Annotated in this window: 17 protein-coding genes; 7 read left to right on the forward strand and 10 right to left on the reverse strand. The window is 64.6% G+C overall.

Annotated elements, in window-relative coordinates:
* Positions 1 to 121: 121 nt before the first annotated feature.
* Positions 122 to 466, reverse strand: a complete 345-nt coding sequence (locus tag IVA75_RS28395; RefSeq protein WP_027565287.1) for a hypothetical protein — start codon at positions 464 to 466, stop codon at positions 122 to 124.
* Here IVA75_RS28395 and IVA75_RS28400 point away from each other — a divergent pair.
* The 3 genes from IVA75_RS28400 to IVA75_RS28410 all read left to right on the forward strand — a co-directional run bounded on the left by IVA75_RS28400 (position 465) and on the right by IVA75_RS28410 (position 3122).
* Positions 465 to 1472: an RluA family pseudouridine synthase gene (locus tag IVA75_RS28400; protein ID WP_247282498.1), complete on the forward strand. Its 1008-nt coding sequence runs from the start codon at positions 465 to 467 to the stop codon at positions 1470 to 1472. The genes IVA75_RS28395 and IVA75_RS28400 overlap by 2 nt on opposite strands.
* A 217-nt stretch (positions 1473 to 1689) precedes the next feature.
* Complete coding sequence (gene rpoH, locus IVA75_RS28405) at positions 1690 to 2589, forward strand: RNA polymerase sigma factor RpoH (protein ID WP_007596598.1); 900 nt, start codon at positions 1690 to 1692, stop codon at positions 2587 to 2589.
* Between the two features lie 191 nt (positions 2590 to 2780).
* Positions 2781 to 3122: a hypothetical protein gene (locus IVA75_RS28410; RefSeq protein ID WP_027565289.1), complete on the forward strand. Its 342-nt coding sequence runs from the start codon at positions 2781 to 2783 to the stop codon at positions 3120 to 3122.
* A 4-nt stretch (positions 3123 to 3126) separates the two neighbouring features.
* Here IVA75_RS28410 and IVA75_RS28415 read toward each other — a convergent pair whose 3' ends face one another.
* The 4 genes from IVA75_RS28415 to IVA75_RS28430 form a co-directional block, all read right to left on the reverse strand.
* A complete protein-coding gene (locus IVA75_RS28415) occupies positions 3127 to 3753 on the reverse strand; it encodes a peptidoglycan recognition family protein (protein WP_247282499.1) in 627 nt (208 codons plus the stop codon).
* A gap of 34 nt (positions 3754 to 3787) precedes the next feature.
* Entirely contained in the window at positions 3788 to 4999 is a 1212-nt protein-coding gene (locus IVA75_RS28420; RefSeq protein WP_247282500.1) for a GGDEF domain-containing protein, read from the reverse strand.
* A 581-nt stretch (positions 5000 to 5580) separates the two neighbouring features.
* Complete coding sequence (locus IVA75_RS28425; RefSeq protein ID WP_027565292.1) at positions 5581 to 6192, reverse strand: LysE family translocator; 612 nt, start codon at positions 6190 to 6192, stop codon at positions 5581 to 5583.
* A 56-nt stretch (positions 6193 to 6248) separates the two neighbouring features.
* Complete coding sequence (locus IVA75_RS28430; protein WP_027520278.1) at positions 6249 to 6623, reverse strand: response regulator; 375 nt, start codon at positions 6621 to 6623, stop codon at positions 6249 to 6251.
* Between the two features lie 130 nt (positions 6624 to 6753).
* Between IVA75_RS28430 and IVA75_RS28435 the strand changes: the two genes are divergently transcribed.
* A complete protein-coding gene (locus IVA75_RS28435) occupies positions 6754 to 7590 on the forward strand; it encodes an SDR family oxidoreductase (protein WP_027565293.1) in 837 nt (278 codons plus the stop codon).
* A 129-nt stretch (positions 7591 to 7719) separates the two neighbouring features.
* Here IVA75_RS28435 and IVA75_RS28440 read toward each other — a convergent pair whose 3' ends face one another.
* Positions 7720 to 8526 (reverse strand): lytic murein transglycosylase, encoded by an 807-nt coding sequence (locus IVA75_RS28440; RefSeq protein ID WP_247282501.1) that lies wholly within the window; start codon positions 8524 to 8526, stop codon positions 7720 to 7722.
* Between the two features lie 175 nt (positions 8527 to 8701).
* Between IVA75_RS28440 and IVA75_RS28445 the strand changes: the two genes are divergently transcribed.
* Complete coding sequence (locus IVA75_RS28445; protein ID WP_247282562.1) at positions 8702 to 9640, forward strand: OmpA family protein; 939 nt, start codon at positions 8702 to 8704, stop codon at positions 9638 to 9640.
* A gap of 594 nt (positions 9641 to 10234) precedes the next feature.
* Complete coding sequence (locus IVA75_RS28450) at positions 10235 to 10471, forward strand: hypothetical protein (RefSeq protein WP_007614643.1); 237 nt, start codon at positions 10235 to 10237, stop codon at positions 10469 to 10471.
* Positions 10472 to 10637: 166 nt separating this feature from the next.
* On the opposite strand, the gene rpoD is transcribed toward IVA75_RS28450, so the two are convergent.
* Together rpoD and dnaG are read right to left on the reverse strand one after the other, a co-directional pair.
* Positions 10638 to 12788: an RNA polymerase sigma factor RpoD gene (gene rpoD / locus IVA75_RS28455; RefSeq protein WP_027565297.1), complete on the reverse strand. Its 2151-nt coding sequence runs from the start codon at positions 12786 to 12788 to the stop codon at positions 10638 to 10640.
* Positions 12789 to 13164: 376 nt separating this feature from the next.
* Positions 13165 to 15186, reverse strand: coding sequence for a DNA primase (dnaG, locus tag IVA75_RS28460; protein WP_247282502.1), 2022 nt, complete (start codon positions 15184 to 15186; stop codon positions 13165 to 13167).
* Between the two features lie 191 nt (positions 15187 to 15377).
* On the opposite strand from dnaG, the gene IVA75_RS28465 reads away from it, so the two are divergent.
* Positions 15378 to 15941 (forward strand): chlorite dismutase family protein, encoded by a 564-nt coding sequence (locus tag IVA75_RS28465; protein ID WP_247282503.1) that lies wholly within the window; start codon positions 15378 to 15380, stop codon positions 15939 to 15941.
* On the opposite strand, the gene IVA75_RS28470 is transcribed toward IVA75_RS28465, so the two are convergent.
* Entirely contained in the window at positions 15938 to 16336 is a 399-nt protein-coding gene (locus tag IVA75_RS28470) for a gamma-glutamylcyclotransferase family protein (RefSeq protein WP_247282504.1), read from the reverse strand. The genes IVA75_RS28465 and IVA75_RS28470 overlap by 4 nt on opposite strands.
* Before the next feature lie 45 nt (positions 16337 to 16381).
* A complete protein-coding gene (locus tag IVA75_RS28475; protein ID WP_247282505.1) occupies positions 16382 to 17293 on the reverse strand; it encodes a transglutaminase family protein in 912 nt (303 codons plus the stop codon).
* Positions 17294 to 17316 lie beyond the last annotated feature (23 nt).

Below are 17316 nucleotides of genomic sequence, written 5' to 3' on the forward strand. Positions count from 1 at the left end.
TGTGGCGATGGTTAAGGCGAACCGAGTAACGATCTCGTTCACGCAACCGGGTTTCGGTGGTTATGGGTCCTGGCTTTCGCCAGGACGACGGCTGAGGCGGGTTCCGCGCCCCAGCCCCGCCTTACGGCTCATTGGCGAATTTCAGCTTTCCGGCCGGCCGCAAGGTGTGGGCATCGAAGGTGCGGATCTCGGTGACGCCGCCGACGTCGAGCGTGATCACGAGCCGGTCGCCGGCGACGCCGCTCGAGACAATTTTGGCGCCCTTCGGCAGGGTGGCAATGACGTCGCCTGCCGGCTCGGGCGCCCTTCCCTCCGACTTGAAAAGGCGGTAGCCCACCGCGATCAGCACGGCGCAGATTGCCAGCGCCGTGGTCAGCCCCGCGATCAGCATCATCCGCCGCACCCGCGCGAACAATGCGGCCTGCTCGGGGCTCGGTTCGGGAACAACGGTATCAGACGTCGTCATGGAAAATTCTGGCTCTGCGCAAAGGTTGGAGGTTGTCGTCGAAGGCTCCGAGGGCTCGACCCGGCTCGACCGCGTGCTGGCGACGCACCTTGCCGAGCTGTCGAGATCGAGGCTGAAAGCCCTGATTCTGGCGGGCGCGGTGAGCCTCAGGGACGCCGCGATCCGGGACCCCGCTTATCACGTCGCCTCCGGCGATACGATCACAATCGACGTGCCGGAAGCGGCCCCGCCGGAGCCGAAAGGCGAGGATATCGCCCTCGACATCGTGTTCGAGGACGACGACATCGTCGTCCTCAACAAGCCGAAGGGGCTGGTGGTGCATCCCGCGGCGGGCCACGAGACCGGCACGTTGGTCAATGCGCTGATCGCCCATTGCGGCTCATCGCTGTCGGGTATCGGCGGGGTGCGCCGGCCCGGCATCGTGCACCGGCTGGACAAGGACACCACGGGGTTGATGGTGGTCGCCAAGAACGACCTCGCGCATGCCTCGCTCACCGCGCAATTCGCCGACCACGGCCGCACCGGGCCGATGCGGCGCGGCTACATGGCTTTCGCCTGGGGGCTGCCGGGCCGCCATCGCGGCACCGTGGACGCGCCGATCGACCGCCACCCGCATGCGCGCGAGAAGATGGCGGTGCGCCAGGGCGGCCGCGAGGCGGTGACGCATTGGGAGCTTCTGGAGAGTTTTGCCGGGCGCGACGGCAAGCCGATCGCGACGCTGCTCGCCTGCGAGCTCGAGACCGGGCGCACCCACCAGATCCGCGTCCATCTCGCCCATATCGGCCACCCCCTGATGGGCGACGCCGTCTACGGCCCGCACTTCAAGACCAAGGCAAGCCAGCTGAGCCCCGAGTCGCAGGCCGTCCTGGCTGCGCTGGGCCGGCAGGCCCTGCACGCTTACCTGCTGGTATTGGAGCACCCGAGGACTGGAGAATTACTCCACTGGGAGGCGCCTCTGCCGGAGGATTTGCTTCTCCTCCAGGGGGCCCTGAAAGCGGCGCTATGACGCAGGCCGCTTCAGAAATGCTTTACATTACAAAAAGTTATAGCTGCCACACGGGGACGTGACGTCAGCAATCCTTCCCTTTTTGCCTCCCGATGGAGTATATTGCGCTTGCGTTGAAGACCAACGCGGAACATCGCAGCACCGATCGGCTTTAACCAAGCGGTCGTCTGCCTGGCCCGCCGCTATCGGGGGCCTGAACCTGTTTGGAGGGCGCACTATGGCCCGTACAGCTACCCTGCCGGTCCTTAATGGCGAATCCGGCCTTTCCCGTTACCTCGGCGAAATCCGCAAGTTTCCGATGCTGGAACCCCAGCAGGAATACATGCTCGCCAAGCGTTGGCGCGAGCACGATGATCGTGACGCCGCGCACCAACTCGTCACCAGCCATCTCCGTCTCGTGGCCAAGATCGCCATGGGCTATCGCGGCTACGGCCTGCCGATCTCCGAGGTCGTCTCGGAAGGCAATGTCGGCCTGATGCAGGCAGTGAAGCGGTTCGAGCCCGAGAAGGGCTTCCGTCTCGCTACCTACGCGATGTGGTGGATCAAGGCGTCGATTCAAGAGTACATCCTGCGTTCGTGGTCGCTCGTGAAGATGGGCACCACCGCGAACCAGAAGAAGCTGTTCTTCAACCTGCGCAAGGCGAAGAGCAAGATTTCCGCGCTGGACGAAGGCGATCTCCGCCCCGACCAGGTGGCCATCATTGCCAAGCGTCTCGGCGTCACGGCTCAGGACGTGGTCGACATGAACCGCCGCCTCGGTGGCGACGCGTCGCTCAACGCACCGATCCGCGACGACGGCGAAGCTGGCGAATGGCAGGACTGGCTGGTCGACAATTCGCCCAACCAGGAAGCCATGCTGGCCGAGCACGAGGAGTATGATCACCGCCGTGACGCCCTGAACGGCGCCATGGGCGTGCTCAACCCGCGCGAACGCCGCATCTTCGAGGCCCGCCGCCTCGCCGATGAGCCGATGACGCTGGAAGACCTTGCTGCCGAGTTCGGCGTGTCGCGCGAGCGCGTCCGCCAGATCGAGGTCCGCGCCTTCGAGAAGGTGCAGTCCGCGGTCAAGGGCACGATCGCAAAGGCCGAACAGGCCGCGCTGGAAGCCGCGCTCTAAGCGCGAGGTTTTTAGAGCCAGAGATTGGCGGATCGACAAGAGACAAAAAGCCGGCGGCAACGCCGGCTTTTTTGTTTGCGTGTGAGGCGCAGCATGTTCGCGGGGACGCGGACCAGGCATCTTGAACCCGCGCTGCCGGTCGACCGACCAAAAGCATCGGGCCGACAGCATCAAGAGAACGGACACCACCCGTGTCGATCATTCTGCAATCCACCGTCGGCGGCTTCTCCGCCCAGTTCATGCGCAAGCTGCCGCTGGTCGAGCAGGCCATGCGCGACCACGGGCTCGAGCCGTCGGAGTTCGTGATCTCGAAGGACTACGCCTCGACCGCGACGATCCCGCTCATGGGTCCGTTCTTCTTCAATTACAGCGTCTACTTCGGCGACGAGACATTCACGGTCACTGAGCCGAACGACATGGTGTTCCTGGACTACTTCTTCAAACGCGTGCTGGCGGTGGATGACCCACCGGAACTGCCGCGGCGACCGGGCTTGATCCGGCGGCTGTTCGGCTGGATGTCGCAACCGGTGTAGCTCGTCACTCCCCCCAAATCCGCGCCAGCGTCGCGAGCCAGCAGCCTTCGCAATAGCGGGCGTCCTTGTAGTCGATCCAATTGTGCGCATAGACGTGGTCGAGCGGGATGCCGTAGCGCGCGCGCAGGATCTGGACGAGGATCTTCCATGCCGCGACCTGCGCCGCGGTCGGTCCCGTCGTGACGTCGGGATAGTTGCCGGCGAACTCGACGCCGATCGAATTGTCGCGCACCACCTGGCGATAGGTCGGCTTGTTGTCGATGTATTTGTTGTCGTTGCGGTTGGCGCCGTCGCCATGGGTCGGCACTAGGTTTTCCGCGACCGCCCAATAGACGGTGCCGTCGGTCTCGACCCACAATGTGACGCCGCGACGCGTGGGATTCTTCGCTTGCACCTCGGCACCGCCCCGCGCCGAGCCGGCCGGTCCCTCGGTCTGGTGCACGATGATGTTACGCCACGGTTTTGCGTTGCCGACGTCGCCCCATGGCGCCAGCCACACCATCTTCAGGCCGGGAATGTCGGGCGTGCCGGAGGCGCGCGCGAGCTTAGCGAGCTCGGCGTCGGTCGCAGCGGCAGGTGCGATCAGAATGAGAGCGGCGAGAACGGCCGCGAGCAGGCGAGAGATCATCATGCGGGTCCAGTGCGGACCTGACGTTAGCACGCCCTTACGCGAATTTGCGCAAGGCCTCGCCGGGACCGACCGGGTCAGGCATGAGCGGCGGCGCCGGATCGTGGACGGCAAAGTCGTTCTTGCCGTTCTTCTTGGCGGCATAGAGCGCGTGGTCGGCATGCGCGATCAGGCGGTCCGGAAACTGGCCGACGCCGCGGTCCCACTGCGCCACCCCGATCGAGATCGCGATCGGAATGTCGATGCCGGTGCAGTTGACGGCATCCTGGCGGCAGACCTCGAGCACGCGGCGGGCGATCGCAGCCGCCTCGCGCAAGGTCGACGACGGCAGCACGACGCAGAATTCGTCGCCACCGGTGCGGGCGAGCATGTCGCCGGGCCTCAAGCGCGTCTGCGCCATCAGGGTGAAGTGCTGGAGGCAGGCATCGCCCGCGGCATGGCCGTGGGTGTCGTTGATGGTCTTGAAGCCGTCGAGATCGATCACCAGCAGCGAGAACGGCTCGCTGCTGCGCTCGGAGCGGGCGCATTCTTCACCCAGCCGCTGCAACAGGTGCCGCCGGTTGGCGACACCGGTGAGATCGTCGAGCAGCGCGAGGTCGGCAACCTCGTTGCGCAGGCGGTCCATCGCCATCAGCAGGAAGCCGAAATTGAGCGTCATCGAGAGGAACAGCAGGCCCAGCACCATGACGGCATGAGACTGCCCGCCGGCGACCGACGAGAAATCGCCGCCGAGCAGATTGCCGATCGCACGGGCCGCGAAGATCGCGATGATGGTGATGATCACGATGCCGGAGAGCCGGGCTCCCGGGCTGGCGCGGCCTTCCGGCGGCGACAGCAGCAAACGCAGCGACAGCGCCAGCGGCAGCCCCTGACCGAGCGAGTAGCTGAGCATGCGCAGCTGCATGTGATCGTATGCGACCATGAAGAACACGACGCCGCCAAGGCTGAGAATTCCGGTGGCGGCCATGACGCGCCAGGACACCGGTTGCCCGTAGAAGCGCTGAATGCCCATGGCGGCAAGGCAGCTCGCCGCGATGACGCCGGCGGCTCCGAGCAGAAGCGGGACAGGCGAGACGACGAAAAGGCGGATCAAGGCCGCCATCGTGCCGGTCGCGCCGACGAAGCACGATGCCATCCAGAACCGCGCGGCCGCGAATTTCGGATAGGAGCGTGTCACGTAGGCCCAGATCAGGCCGAGCGCCAGGAAGTTGACGACGAACACGGTCCAGAGTGTCGGCACGTTCAGCATGGCGCGCGCCACAAGCGCAGCATCGCGCCCTCTGTCCCTGCCAGCTGTCCGTCCATGACCCGTCCCCGTTTTCTTGCGGAGACAATGCGGCCGTCGCGCTTAACGGAGTCTCACTGCGATCCGCGAAAGCATGCCTTTGGTTTTGGATTCATGAACGGCCGGCGCATTGTCGGATCGTTAGGCATGCCGACGCCGCCGTATTCGCGAGCCAAAATCACCCGAAAATGCATCTGAGCTGTGGATAACGCGATGACACCGATGTGACAGCGCGGGGCAGAAGCGCGCGAATCTGCTGAGCTTGTCATCGAGGATGTTGCGAGGCTGGCCCTCCGCCGAGCATCCCTCGTGTCGCGTTTCACCATTAACCCTGAAGAGGATCCTATGGCTAAGAAAGCGAAGAAGGCGAAGAAGGCGACGAAGAAGAAGGCCAAGAAGGCAGCGAAGAAGAAGTAACGAGGCTTCTTATTCTTTGCCCGGGTGGAGCTCGCTCCGCCCGGGCGTCGGGTGGAAGTTGTGAGTTGGAAGATGGCGGGCGCAAGGCCCGCTTTTTTATTGGCTCCCGCGTTGATTGGCTGGAGAAGCTATCGCTCCGCGAACGCCAGCTTGGCGCCGAGCGCGGCGAAGCCGGCGGCAAAACTCCGGCGCAGCCAAGCCATGACGCGCGGGCGGGAGATGACGCGCTCGCGCACCGAGGCTGCGCAGAGTCCGTAGACCACGAACACCGCAAACGTCATCGCCATGAAGGCGCCGCTCAATTCCAGCATCCGCGCCAGCACATGGCCCTCGTCCGCGGCGATGAACTGCGGCAGGAAGGCGAGGAAGAAGATCGACAGCTTCGGATTGAGGATGTTGATCAGAAAGCCGGTCACGATCACCCGGCCGGCCGAACGCTCGCGGATCTCGCCGTCCACCGCCAGCGCCCCGGTCTCGCGCAGCGCCTGCCAGGACATGTAGAGCAGATAGGCGACGCCGCACCATTTCAGCGCGGCGAAGGCGAGCGCGCTGGTGTGGAGCACGGCGGCGAGCCCCAGCATCGCGGCCGTCATGTGCGGCACGATCCCGAGGGTGCAGCCGAAGGCAGCCGCGATGCTCGCGCGCGAGCCGCGGGTCAGCGCGGCGGCCAGCGTGTAGAGCACGCCGGTGCCGGGCGAGGCGACGACGATGAGCGAGGTGAGCAGGAAGGACAAGGTCATGGACCGACCTTATCACCGCGCTCCGGACCACGAAAGCCGGCCTGCCGGATCGACCGTCAGGACAGCTGCGCGATCTCGGCCTCGCGGAGCACGTCGAGCGGCGCCCAGGGCTTGGCCCAGAACTTTGCGCCGTTCGGCAAGGGCTGCATCAAGGGGCGGCCGGAGGTGACGACGATGTCGAGCTTGGGGTTGCGGTCCTTGGCGACATGCGCGAGCTCGACCCCATTCATGCGGCCGGCGAGTTGCACGTCGGTCATCATCAGGCAGAGCGCGCCGGCGCTCTTCTCCAGCACAAGCTCGGCCGCCTCGGCGCTCTCGCACTGAATGACGTCGTAGCCGCTTTCTTCGAGAAGAAGACTGAGCATCTCCCTCTGCATGAGGTCGTCTTCCACGATCAGTGCGGTGGCGCGAAATGGCTGTGCTTGTCCCATCGGCGGCTCCCAATGCTGCCTGTCTTCATGAAGTAACGTAGGTTAAGGTGGGAACCGCCATGCGGTTCGGTTCCAATATGAAAAAATGTAAATCATAGTTCCGCTGGAGAGCGCTCGACGGGGGATCATCATGACTGCAATCGGCGGCGCCGCCGCCATCACCGGAGCGGCAAGCGGCATCGGCCGCGCGCTGGCGACCGAGCTTGCGCGGCGCGGCTGCGATCTCGCGCTCGCCGATCGCGACGAGCCCGGGCTGAAGACGCTCGCGGCCGAGATCGGAGCCGCATGCAAGGTCAGCCTGCATCGCGTCGACGTCGGCGAGCCCGACGACATCGCGCAGTTCGCGCGTGAGGCGACCATCGCGCATCCCGCGCTCGGCATCGTCGTCAACAATGCCGGCGTGGCGCTGATGGGCTCGTTCGAGGAGATCGACCAGGCGCAGATGGACTGGCTGTTCGACATCAATTTCTGGGGCGTCGTGCACGGCACGCGCGCCTTCCTGCCGCATCTGAAGACGCTGGGCGAGGCGCACATCGTCAACCTGTCCTCGATCTTCGGCATCATCGCCCCGCCCGGACAGTCGGCCTATGCTGCGGCGAAATTCGCGGTGCGCGGCTTTTCCGAGAGCGTGCGGCACGAGCTTGCAGTCGCGGGCAGCCCTGTCAGGCTGTCGGTCGTGCATCCCGGCGGCGTCGCCACCGCCATCGCCCGCAATTCGCGCACCGGGGTCGGCGTTACCGACAACGCACGCCGGTCGCAATCGATCGAGCGGTTCGAGAACGCGGCAAAGACCACGCCGAGAGATGCCGCGCTGCGCATCATCAAGGGCATCGAAAGAAACGAGCCGCGCATCCTGATCGGCAACGACGCCCGCTTCATGGACCTCCTGCAGCGCTTCCGCCCGGCAACGTACTGGGCACCGTTGCAGCGCAAGCTGGAGAGGATGGCGAAGGGGCTGGCGAAGTAGGTCAGGGGCGCGGCACTGTCTCCGCTCGTCATTGCGAGGAGCGCAGCGACGAAGCATTCAGACCGTCTCCACGGAAAGATTCTGGATTGCTTCGCTGCGCTCGCAATGACGACTGTGGTTAGCTCCCCCTCACTGCCCCGCCAGCCGATCGGCAAAATACCCGATCGTCTTGCGATAGATCACCGCTCTATTCCATTCGCGCATGGCCTCGAAATTTGCGGTGCCTTCGCCGTAGGGCTGGCCCATCTTGAAGCCGCTGGTGTGGAGAAGGTTCGCGGTCGAGGCGAGCACGTCGGGGACGCTGTGGCGGAGATCGACGTGGCCGTCGCCGTCGAAATCGACGCCGTACTTGATGTAGGAGGACGGCAAGAACTGGGTCTGGCCGATCTCGCCGGCATAGGCGCCAATGAGGTCGCGCAGCGGCAGGTCACCGCGCTGCACGATCTTCAGCGCCGCAAGCAGCTCGCCCTGGAATAGCTCGGTCCGGCGGCAATCATGCGCCAGCGTCGCCAGCGTGCGGACCACCGGCAGCTTGCCGATGTCGCCCTTGCCGAAATCGCTCTCCAGCCCCCAGATCGCGACCAGGATATAGCGGGGCACGCCGAACTGCTGCTCGATGCGGGACAGCAGCGCGGCGTGGCGCTGCATCAGTGCCTTGCCGCCATTGATGCGGCCGGGGCCGACGCGGGTTGAGACGTACTGCTCGAAGCTCTTGTTGAAGGTGTAGCGCTGGCGCCGGTCGAAGGCGAGCACCGCGCCATCCTGCTGCACACCGCTGAGCGCCGCACTGGTCACGCTCGCCGAGACGCCGGCAGCTTGCGCTTCCGCGGTCATGCTGGCGACAAAGCTGTTGAAGTCGCCGCCGCAGCGCGCGGCTTGCGCCGATCCGCCGGCCAGACAGGCGATGAAGGCGATGGCCAAGGCGTATTTCGACATTCGGATGAATCCTACAGGGAATGGGCGGGGGAGCAGCGCGCGATCATGCCCGGGAACCGGATTCGCGTCAAAGCGGCAAATCCTCGCCAGAACCGATCGCTGCCTGCCTGCGACAAATCAAATGCGCTCGCCCCCTCCCCAACCGATCGAGATGACCATGACTATGCGGATCTCCATGCTCATGTCCATGTCGCGCCGGATGCTCGCCGTCCTCGCCTTGCTCTGCCTCACCGTGATGGCCGCTTCCGCGCAGACGCGCGATGTCGCCGGCAGCCGCGACTATCCCGGCATCGGCCGGTTCGCCGGCAGCATCATCACCGGCTATGTGATGAAGGATTTTGACGCGGTGCGGATGCAGGCGGCGGCCTTCAGGGACGGCCAGCCCGTCGACGCCCGGCGGCTCGAGGGACGCGTCTTTCGCATCGCCTATCGCACCAATCCCGGCCCCTCGATCCTGGAAGTGTCGCGCAATTTCGAGACGCAGCTTGCCAAAGCCGGCTTCGAGACCCTACTCGCCTGCGACACCGATGCCTGCGGCGCCATTCCCTTTACCGAAGCCGTCGACACGCTGCCGGTCCCGCAGATGTGGGTCGATGGTTTCAACTATCGTTACTACGCCGGCCGCAAGACCGAGGGCGGGCGCGAGACCTTTGCCAGCGTCCTGGTCAGCCAGAACAATCAGGACATCACCGCGCAGGTCACCGTCCCCGAGCTCGGCGCCATCGCGAACAAGATGGTGGACGCCGCCGCGATGGCGAAGGGGCTCGGCGAGACCGGCCACATCGCGCTCTACGGCATCTATTTCGACACCGACAAGGCCGTGCTCAAACCGGAGAGCCGCCCGATGCTGGAGCAGATCGCAAAACTGCTGACGAGCCAGCCGCAGCTCAACGTCTTCATCGTCGGCCACACCGACAGCCAAGGCGCCTATGAGTACAATCTCGACCTGTCGAAGCGCCGCGCCGAAGCCGTCGCAGCCGAGCTGGTGAAGAACTTTCGCATCGCGCCGACGCGATTGCGCACAGCCGGCGTTGGATTGCTGGCGCCGGTCGGCCCGAATGCAACGGACACCGGCCGCGCGCTCAATCGGCGCGTGGAGCTGGTGGCGCCGTGAGATTGGTGCATGCTGCGCGCGCAGCATGATGGGAACAATGTGAAGGCGAAAACGGATTAACATATGTTAGTCAGCGCAACTTCTGCACGCACGCGGAAATACGTGCAGGCAAACGCGTTTTCTAACAAGGCGCGCGCCGGTCTCATTGCGAGAGCAGGAAATATGAACAAAGTGATTTGGCCATCCAAACAATTGCTTTGGCGCTGATCGAAACGCGATGTCGCGACCGCTGCATATCTGATGCGTTCGCTACGACATCGCAGCGCCAACGATTTGCCTTGCCACGGCATGGCGCCGGTTATAAACTTCTATTCTAGGTTGTCGCCCCGCCAGCCCCGGGCGACACTGAAGACCAAAATAAACGGCGGGCTTCGCGGCCCGCCGTTTGTTGAGGCAAGGGTGAGACAAGGGTCTCCTCGAAGGAGCGCATCGGGTTTTACGAAGCTATGGACGTTCCACCCGACAGCCAGGCGCCTCGCAAACGGGCTCGTCGATCGATCGCAGGCGGTTCTGCCGCTGCAGGGCCGGGCACCGGCCTCCGGAAGCCTGCCAAAGTCATTTGACTATGGCCCCCTGATCGACGAAAAGCCGGCCATGGCCAAAAAACCCGGAACCAATCCCAAGGGCGAATTCGCCTTTTTCAACGTCTTCTATGAAGACGGCTCCCAACGCTCCAACCGGCGCGTCCCCGCCGAATTGCTCGGCGGCCTCGACGGCGACGAGCCGGCCCGCGCCTACATCATGGAGCAGGACCGCGAGATCGCCGAAAAATCCGGCCGTCCGGCGCTGGAGATCAAGAACCTCGAGCGGGTCGGCGCGAAGAAGAAGTAGGTTCAGCCCCATCCCCGCCATTGCGAGGGAAGCGAAGCAATCCACGTCTCCACATGCTGCGCGAATGGATTGCTTCGCTTCCCTCGCAATGACGGGGCGAGAGCGGAAGCTAAAACAAAAACGGCGGGCCTTGGCCCGCCGTTTTGCTTTGAATCGATGTTCGCGATCAATTGTCCAAGAAGCTCCGCAGCTTCCTTGACCGCGACGGATGCTTCAGCTTCCGCAGGGCCTTCGCCTCGATCTGGCGAATACGCTCGCGCGTCACGCTGAACTGCTGACCGACTTCTTCCAGCGTGTGGTCGGTGTTCATGCCGATGCCGAAGCGCATGCGCAGCACGCGCTCTTCGCGCGGGGTGAGCGAGGCCAGCACGCGCGTGGTGGTCTCGCGCAGGTTGGACTGGATCGCGGCGTCGATCGGGAGGATCGCGTTCTTGTCCTCGATGAAATCGCCGAGGTGTGAATCCTCTTCGTCACCGACGGGCGTCTCCAGCGAGAGCGGCTCCTTGGCGATCTTGAGGACTTTTCGCACTTTCTCCAGCGGCATGCCGAGCTTTTCGGCCAGCTCTTCCGGGGTCGGCTCGCGGCCGATCTCGTTGAGCATCTGGCGCGAGGTGCGCACGATCTTGTTGATCGTCTCGATCATGTGCACGGGGATGCGGATGGTGCGCGCCTGGTCCGCGATCGAGCGGGTGATCGCCTGCCGGATCCACCACGTGGCGTAGGTCGAGAACTTGTAGCCGCGGCGGTACTCGAACTTGTCGACCGCCTTCATCAGGCCGATGTTGCCTTCCTGGATCAGGTCGAGGAACTGCAGGCCGCGGTTGGTGTATTTCTTGGCGATCGAGATCACGAGACGGAGGTTGGCTTCCACCATCTCCTTCTTGGCCTGACGGGCCTCGCGTTCGCCCTTCTGCACCGAGTGCACGATCTTGCGGAACTCGATGATCTCCAAGCCGGTCAGCGCCGCGAGCTGATGCACCTCGTGGCGGAGGTCCTTGATGCGGTCCTTCTCGTGATGGACGAAGTTCTTCCAGCCCTTGGCCGACAGCTTCGAGACACGGTTAAGCCAGCGCGGATCGAGCTCCGAGCCGGTGTAGTTGCGCAGGAAGTCCTCGCGCGCGACGCCGTGGCTGTCGGCAAGGCGCATCAGGCGGCCCTCATGCGAGACGAGGCGCTTGTTGATGTCGTAGAGTTGCTCGACGAGTGAGTCGATACGCGCCTGGTTCAGGCGCAGCGACTTCACCTCGACGATGATCTCGTCCTTGAGCTTGCGGTACTTGCGCTCCTGGTGCGGCGAGAGCGAAGGGCCGTGCGAGGTGCTCTCGAGCTGGTTCTGGATGTCCTGCTCTTGCAGCTTGCGCAGCTTCTTGTAGCTGTCGGCGATCTTGTCGAAGATCTCGACGACCTTCGGCTTGAGCTCGGCCTCGATCGCCGCAAGCGACATCTGGTTCTCGAACTCGTCGTCCTCGTCCATGTCGGCTTCGGCGGCGGACTCCGCCGGATCCTTCGCGGCGTCGCCGGCATTGCCGGGCGCGGGCGCGGCGCGGAACGGGGTCGGCGCCGGCGGTGCGGCGGGCGGGGCGACATGCGCGGGCGCGGCACCGGTGGCCTGGCTGCCTTCGGCCGTCGCTTCACCGGTCTCGCCGTTCGGACCGGCGATCATCGCATTGTTCATGCCGGCCTTGGCATCGGGCCCGGCATAGGTGGCTTCGAGATCAATGATGTCACGAAGGAAGATCTTTCCTTCGTTGAGCTCGTCGCGCCAGATGATGATAGCCTGGAAGGTCAGCGGGCTTTCGCACAGCCCTGCGATCATCGCCTCGCGGCCGGCCTCGATGCGCTTGGCAATCGCGATTTCGCCTTCGCGCGACAGCAGCTCGACGGTGCCCATCTCGCGCAGATACATGCGCACGGGATCGTCAGTGCGCTCGCCCGGCTCGCTCTTCTTGACCTCGGTGACGGCCTTCTGGGTGACTTCGACGAGCTCGTTGTCGGTCTCGTCCTCGCCGCCCTCGTCCTTGTCCTCCTCGCCTTCGCTATCGTCGGCTTCGGTGACGTTGATGCCCATGTCCGAGAGCATGGACATGATGTCCTCGATCTGCTCGGGAGAGGTCTGGTCGGACGGCAAAACTTCGTTGAGCTGATCGAAGGTCACGAAGCCGCGCTTCTTGGCCTGCTTGATCATCTTCTTCACGGCCGCGTCGGACAGATCGAGCAACGGCGAGGGCGCGTCCTGGGAGTCCTTCTCCGGCGCGTCCGCTGCCTTGTCGTCTTTTTCCTTGTCCTTCGCCTGCAGCGTCTTTGCCTTGGTGGCCATCCATTGCTCCTAAACGCGTTTCACACAGACGTTCGCCGCGCCCGCGTGAAATCACTTGAACCTGTTGCTCGATGCTCTCGCTTCGTCATATCTCGACACGGAAAGGGCGGCGCGGACCTCTTGTCGCCACCCCCGACCTTTCACTCGCCGGATTTGCCTAACGCTTCGTAGAGCCTCTTTGTCGCAGCGGATGCAGGTGTAGTGCCAACAGCAATTGCGCGGATTCATTCCTGACGCGTCTGTTCTGCCTGCGGCCGCCTGGTGGCCAAAGTGCTACAAGACCGTTAAGCCTCGATTAACCCTGTTTTTGCGCCAAACCTCGGATTTGGCGAGTCTTTTAGCGGTTCAGGCCTCGGCCGTCCGCATGATTCTTTCATCACACGCTCTTCTGGAACCGGCCTGACAGCTCGCCAAAACCCTCGATCAGGGCCTCGGTGCCGTCGACTTCGCCTATCCGAGCCTTGACGTCGCGCAGCCACGCCATGTTGGCCTCGCTGGGATCATTCCCCAAGGCCAGCTCGGCGTCTTTCAGCTCTCTAAGTAGTGAATGGTACTGCCGATGCAAGGCGACCAGCTGATGCCAGGTGGAGAGAACGTCGTCCCGTGCGGCGCCCTCGCGGGCGCCCCACACCGCCGCCGTCGTGATGCCGCCCTCAACCCTTTGAAGAGCCTGCGAAAATCCGCCCTTCTCGAGGTCGCTGCGCATCTTCTCGGCCAGCTCGCCGGGGTCCGGCGAATGGTGATGGTCGTTGGCAAAAGCGGCGATGATGCCGGCCCTGAGCTTATGGACCTCGGGATGGGCGAGCTCCAGGGCCGCGACTTCCTCGAGGTGATCGTGCAGCAGCCAGGGGTGGTTGATCAGGATCTGCAGGATCAGGGCCTCCCGGCGAGAGATGGCGCTGCGCTGGCCGCGCATGATCGGGCTTGCCGCGAGCTGCGCGCTCGCCGCCTGATAGGGCCCCGAGGGCAGCTGGATCGGACCGGGCGGGCCGCGGCGGCCGCCAAATCCCTGGCCGAATCCTTGGCCGCCGAATCGATTCGCGCCTCCCCCACCGCGGGGCTGGAACTGACGGCCGGCCGAGCCGGGGCGGAAATTGCCACGGCCGCCAAAGCCGCCGCGCCCGCCTTCGGGGGCAAAGGCGCGCTGAAGCCGCTCGGCAAGATCCTGCCGATAATAGCGCCGCACCACCTCGTCGCGGATGCCGTTGGAGAGCTCCTTGATGCGCGCCTCCAGCGCGGCGCGGCGCTCGGGCGTGGCGAAATTGCCGCCTTCGAGCTCGCGCGACCAGATCATCTCGGCGAGCGGACGCGCCGCCGCGATCACCTCCTCGATCGCGCCGCGACCGCCGGAGCGCACGAGATCGTCGGGATCCTGCCCTTCCGGCAGCAGCGCAAAACGAAGACTCTTGCCTGGTGCGAGGAACGGCAAGGCGAGGTCCGCGGCACGATAAGCCGCCTTCTGGCCGGCGCGGTCGCCGTCGAAGCAGAGGATCGGCTCGTCCGCCATCTTCCAGAGCAGCGCGAGCTGGTTTTCGGTAAGCGCGGTGCCGAGCGGCGCCACGCTGCCGGCAAAGCCCGCGGTGACCATGGCGATGACGTCGACATAGCCCTCGACCACGATGAGGGCGCTCCCGTCATGGGTGGCTTTGCGCGCCGTCTGGTGGTTGTAGAGATTGTCGCCCTTGTGGAAGAGCGGCGTCTCCGGCGAATTCAGGTACTTGGCCGGAACGTCCTTCTCCAGCGCGCGGCCGCCGAAGGCGATGACGCGGCCGCGCAAATCCGTGATCGGAAACATCACGCGGTCGCGGAAGCGGTCATAGGGCACGGGGATGTCGTTGCCGGCCACCAGCATGCCGGTCTCGACCATGTCGTCGACGGAGACGCCGAGCTTACCGAGATGCTCTTTCAGCGCGAAACGATCTGGTGGCGCATAGCCCAGCCGAAAGTGCAATTGCGTCGCCGGCGAGATAGCACGGTCGGCGAGATAGCCCCGCGCCTTGGCGCCGACGCGCGAGGCCAGCGTCTCGGCAAAGAACTTGGCCGCGAGATCCATCACGTCGTGCAGCGAGCGGCGCCGCTGCTCCTGACGCGCCGCATCCGGCGTCACCGCCGGCAGCGGCAGGCCCGCCATATTGGCGAGTCGCTCCACGGCCTCCGTGAACGGCAGGCCATCGGTCTCCATCATGAAGCTGATGATGTCGCCGTGCTTGCCCGAGGAGAAGTCGTGGTAAAAGCCCTTCTGGTCGTTGACGTAGAAGGACGGCGTCTTTTCCTGCTGGAACGGCGACAGCCCCTTCCACTCCCGCCCCGCCTTCTTCAGCTTGACGCGCTTGCCCACGACTTCGGAGACCGAAAGCCTGGCACGCAGCTCGTCGAGGAATTGGGGCGTGAAGCGCATGGGCTCTGTGTAACGCGAAACCGTGTGAGTCGGGCGAAGGGATCAGGGATATAGGGACGGCCCGTCCAGAAGTCAGGTTTGTCAGGCTTATACGCGCTGTTCACAGCCCTTCGGTCATCCCGGGGCCCGCGGAGTGTGAGCCCGACTGCCAGAGGCCTTGAACCCGCCCCGGTTCCACGCTTCCATGGGCGATGTTCAGGACCTTCCGAGGCGGCCAGAGTGGGGGGTGGCGCATCACCTCGATTTCGCCTGTGACGGGCGAACCCCTCGCCTTCATGCCGGCGCTGTCGGTCACCGACAGTGAGGCCATCGCGTTGCCCCTGGTGCCCTCGCGCAATGCCTGGCGGCTGGTCGGCGCCGCGAGCAACTTGCGCTACACCGAGCGCGCCGAGAAGCAGCAGCTCGCGGCCGTGCAGGCCGGCCTCGGCCGGCTGGAAGCGACCAGCGCGGCGCTGATCCCGATCCGCAAGTCGCAGGCCTGGTGGGATCTGACCCAGGAAGAGCGCCGCAGGATCTTCGAGGACAAGTCGCACCACATCGCGAGCAGCCTGCGCTTCCTGCCTGCGATCGCGCGCCAGCTCTATCATTGCCGCGACCTCGGCGGGCCTTTCGATTTCCTGACCTGGTTCGAATTCGCGCCCGCGCACGCCTCGCTGTTCGAGGAGCTGGTTGCGATGCTGAGGCGGACGGAGGAGTGGACCTATGTCGAGCGCGAGGTCGACGTCCGCGCGGTGAAGGAAGTGCTGTCGGCCTAGTGATCGAGGAAGCGGCCGGATTCGATGCGCGGCAGATCGGTGACGGGCCAGTTGTAGATGTAGGTCCAGGCCGGTGCCGTCGCGCCGTCCGGGCCTGTCACGTCGACCAGCTGGCGCAGATATTCGGTCGGCTCCGGAAAGCCCTCGCCGCAGGCTTCGTACATGTCGAGCTCGCGCAACAGCTCGTCGGGCACGCCCAGGTGAAAGAGTTCGCCGTGGACGCGGTCGGACGGCACATCGGAGAGCAGCAGCCCCGGATAATGCTTCACCAGAACGAGCCGGCCGCGGCAAGTCGCTTCACCCAGAAAATCAGCGTGGCCCGCAAGCAACCGCGCCATCGGATGGTCGAAGCCGCGCATCAGCGTGCCGTAGACGAAAAGACGATCGGAGGTCATGGCCTTCTATAACCGTCAATCGGCAGCGTGCAAATCGCAGCAGATCTACGAAGCCTCAGCCTCGAGTTTCTCACCGCTGCGCTGCTCGTCCGACACCACCCTGATGGTGACGTCCATGGCGTCGAACGCGCCCGCAGCGCCGATATAGACGCCGTGCAGCGGGATCGCCTGGCGCGGATCGCGTGCGACCGCGACGCGGATGAGGTCGCGGGTGCCGACGATGCCGTTGGTCGGATCGAATTCAATCCAGCCCGCGCTCGGCAGGTAGACCTGCACCCAGGCATGCGTCGAACCACCGCCGACATGGCGCTGCTCGATATCCTCCGGCAGGAAGATATAGCCGGAGACGAATCGTGCGGCGATGCCGAGATGGCGTAGCGCCTCGATCATGAACAGCGCGTAGTCGCGGCAGGTTCCGCTACCGGACTGCAAGGTGTCGAGCGGATGCTGCGTGCCCAGCTCGTGGCGCTTGCGGTACTTGAACCGCTCGCGGATGCCGTGGGTCATGCCGCTCAGGATCTTGAAGGTCGGCGTCGGCGCGTCCTCGTCGAGAAAGCCGCGCGCCCATTCCGCGATCTCGCCGTCGGGATCGGTGTATTGCGGCGTGATGTAGTGGACGAGGTCGGGAAATTCCTCGTCATCATACGCGAACGGATAGAAATAGGCCGAGTCGTCCGGCGTCAGCGCGAACTCCTCGACCGGATTGTGCTCGACGGTGACGTGCCAATCGAAGACCAGCGTGTCCGCGCGCTCGTCGAAATTCGCGATCGCGACGGAATTGCCGAACACGTCGTGGATCCAGTGCAGCGACATCGGCTCGGGCGAGATCTCGAGCCTGGAGTCGAGCACGCGCAGATCATGCCCGTCGCGCGGACGCAGCATGATCCTGTGTTCGCCGAACGCCACCGGGCGGGTGTAGCGATATTCGGTCTTGTGATGAATCGTCAGCAGCGGCATCGTCAGGCAATCATGGTGAGGTC

Source organism: Bradyrhizobium sp. 134 (genome assembly GCF_023074155.1).
Lineage (GTDB): Bacteria > Pseudomonadota > Alphaproteobacteria > Rhizobiales > Xanthobacteraceae > Bradyrhizobium.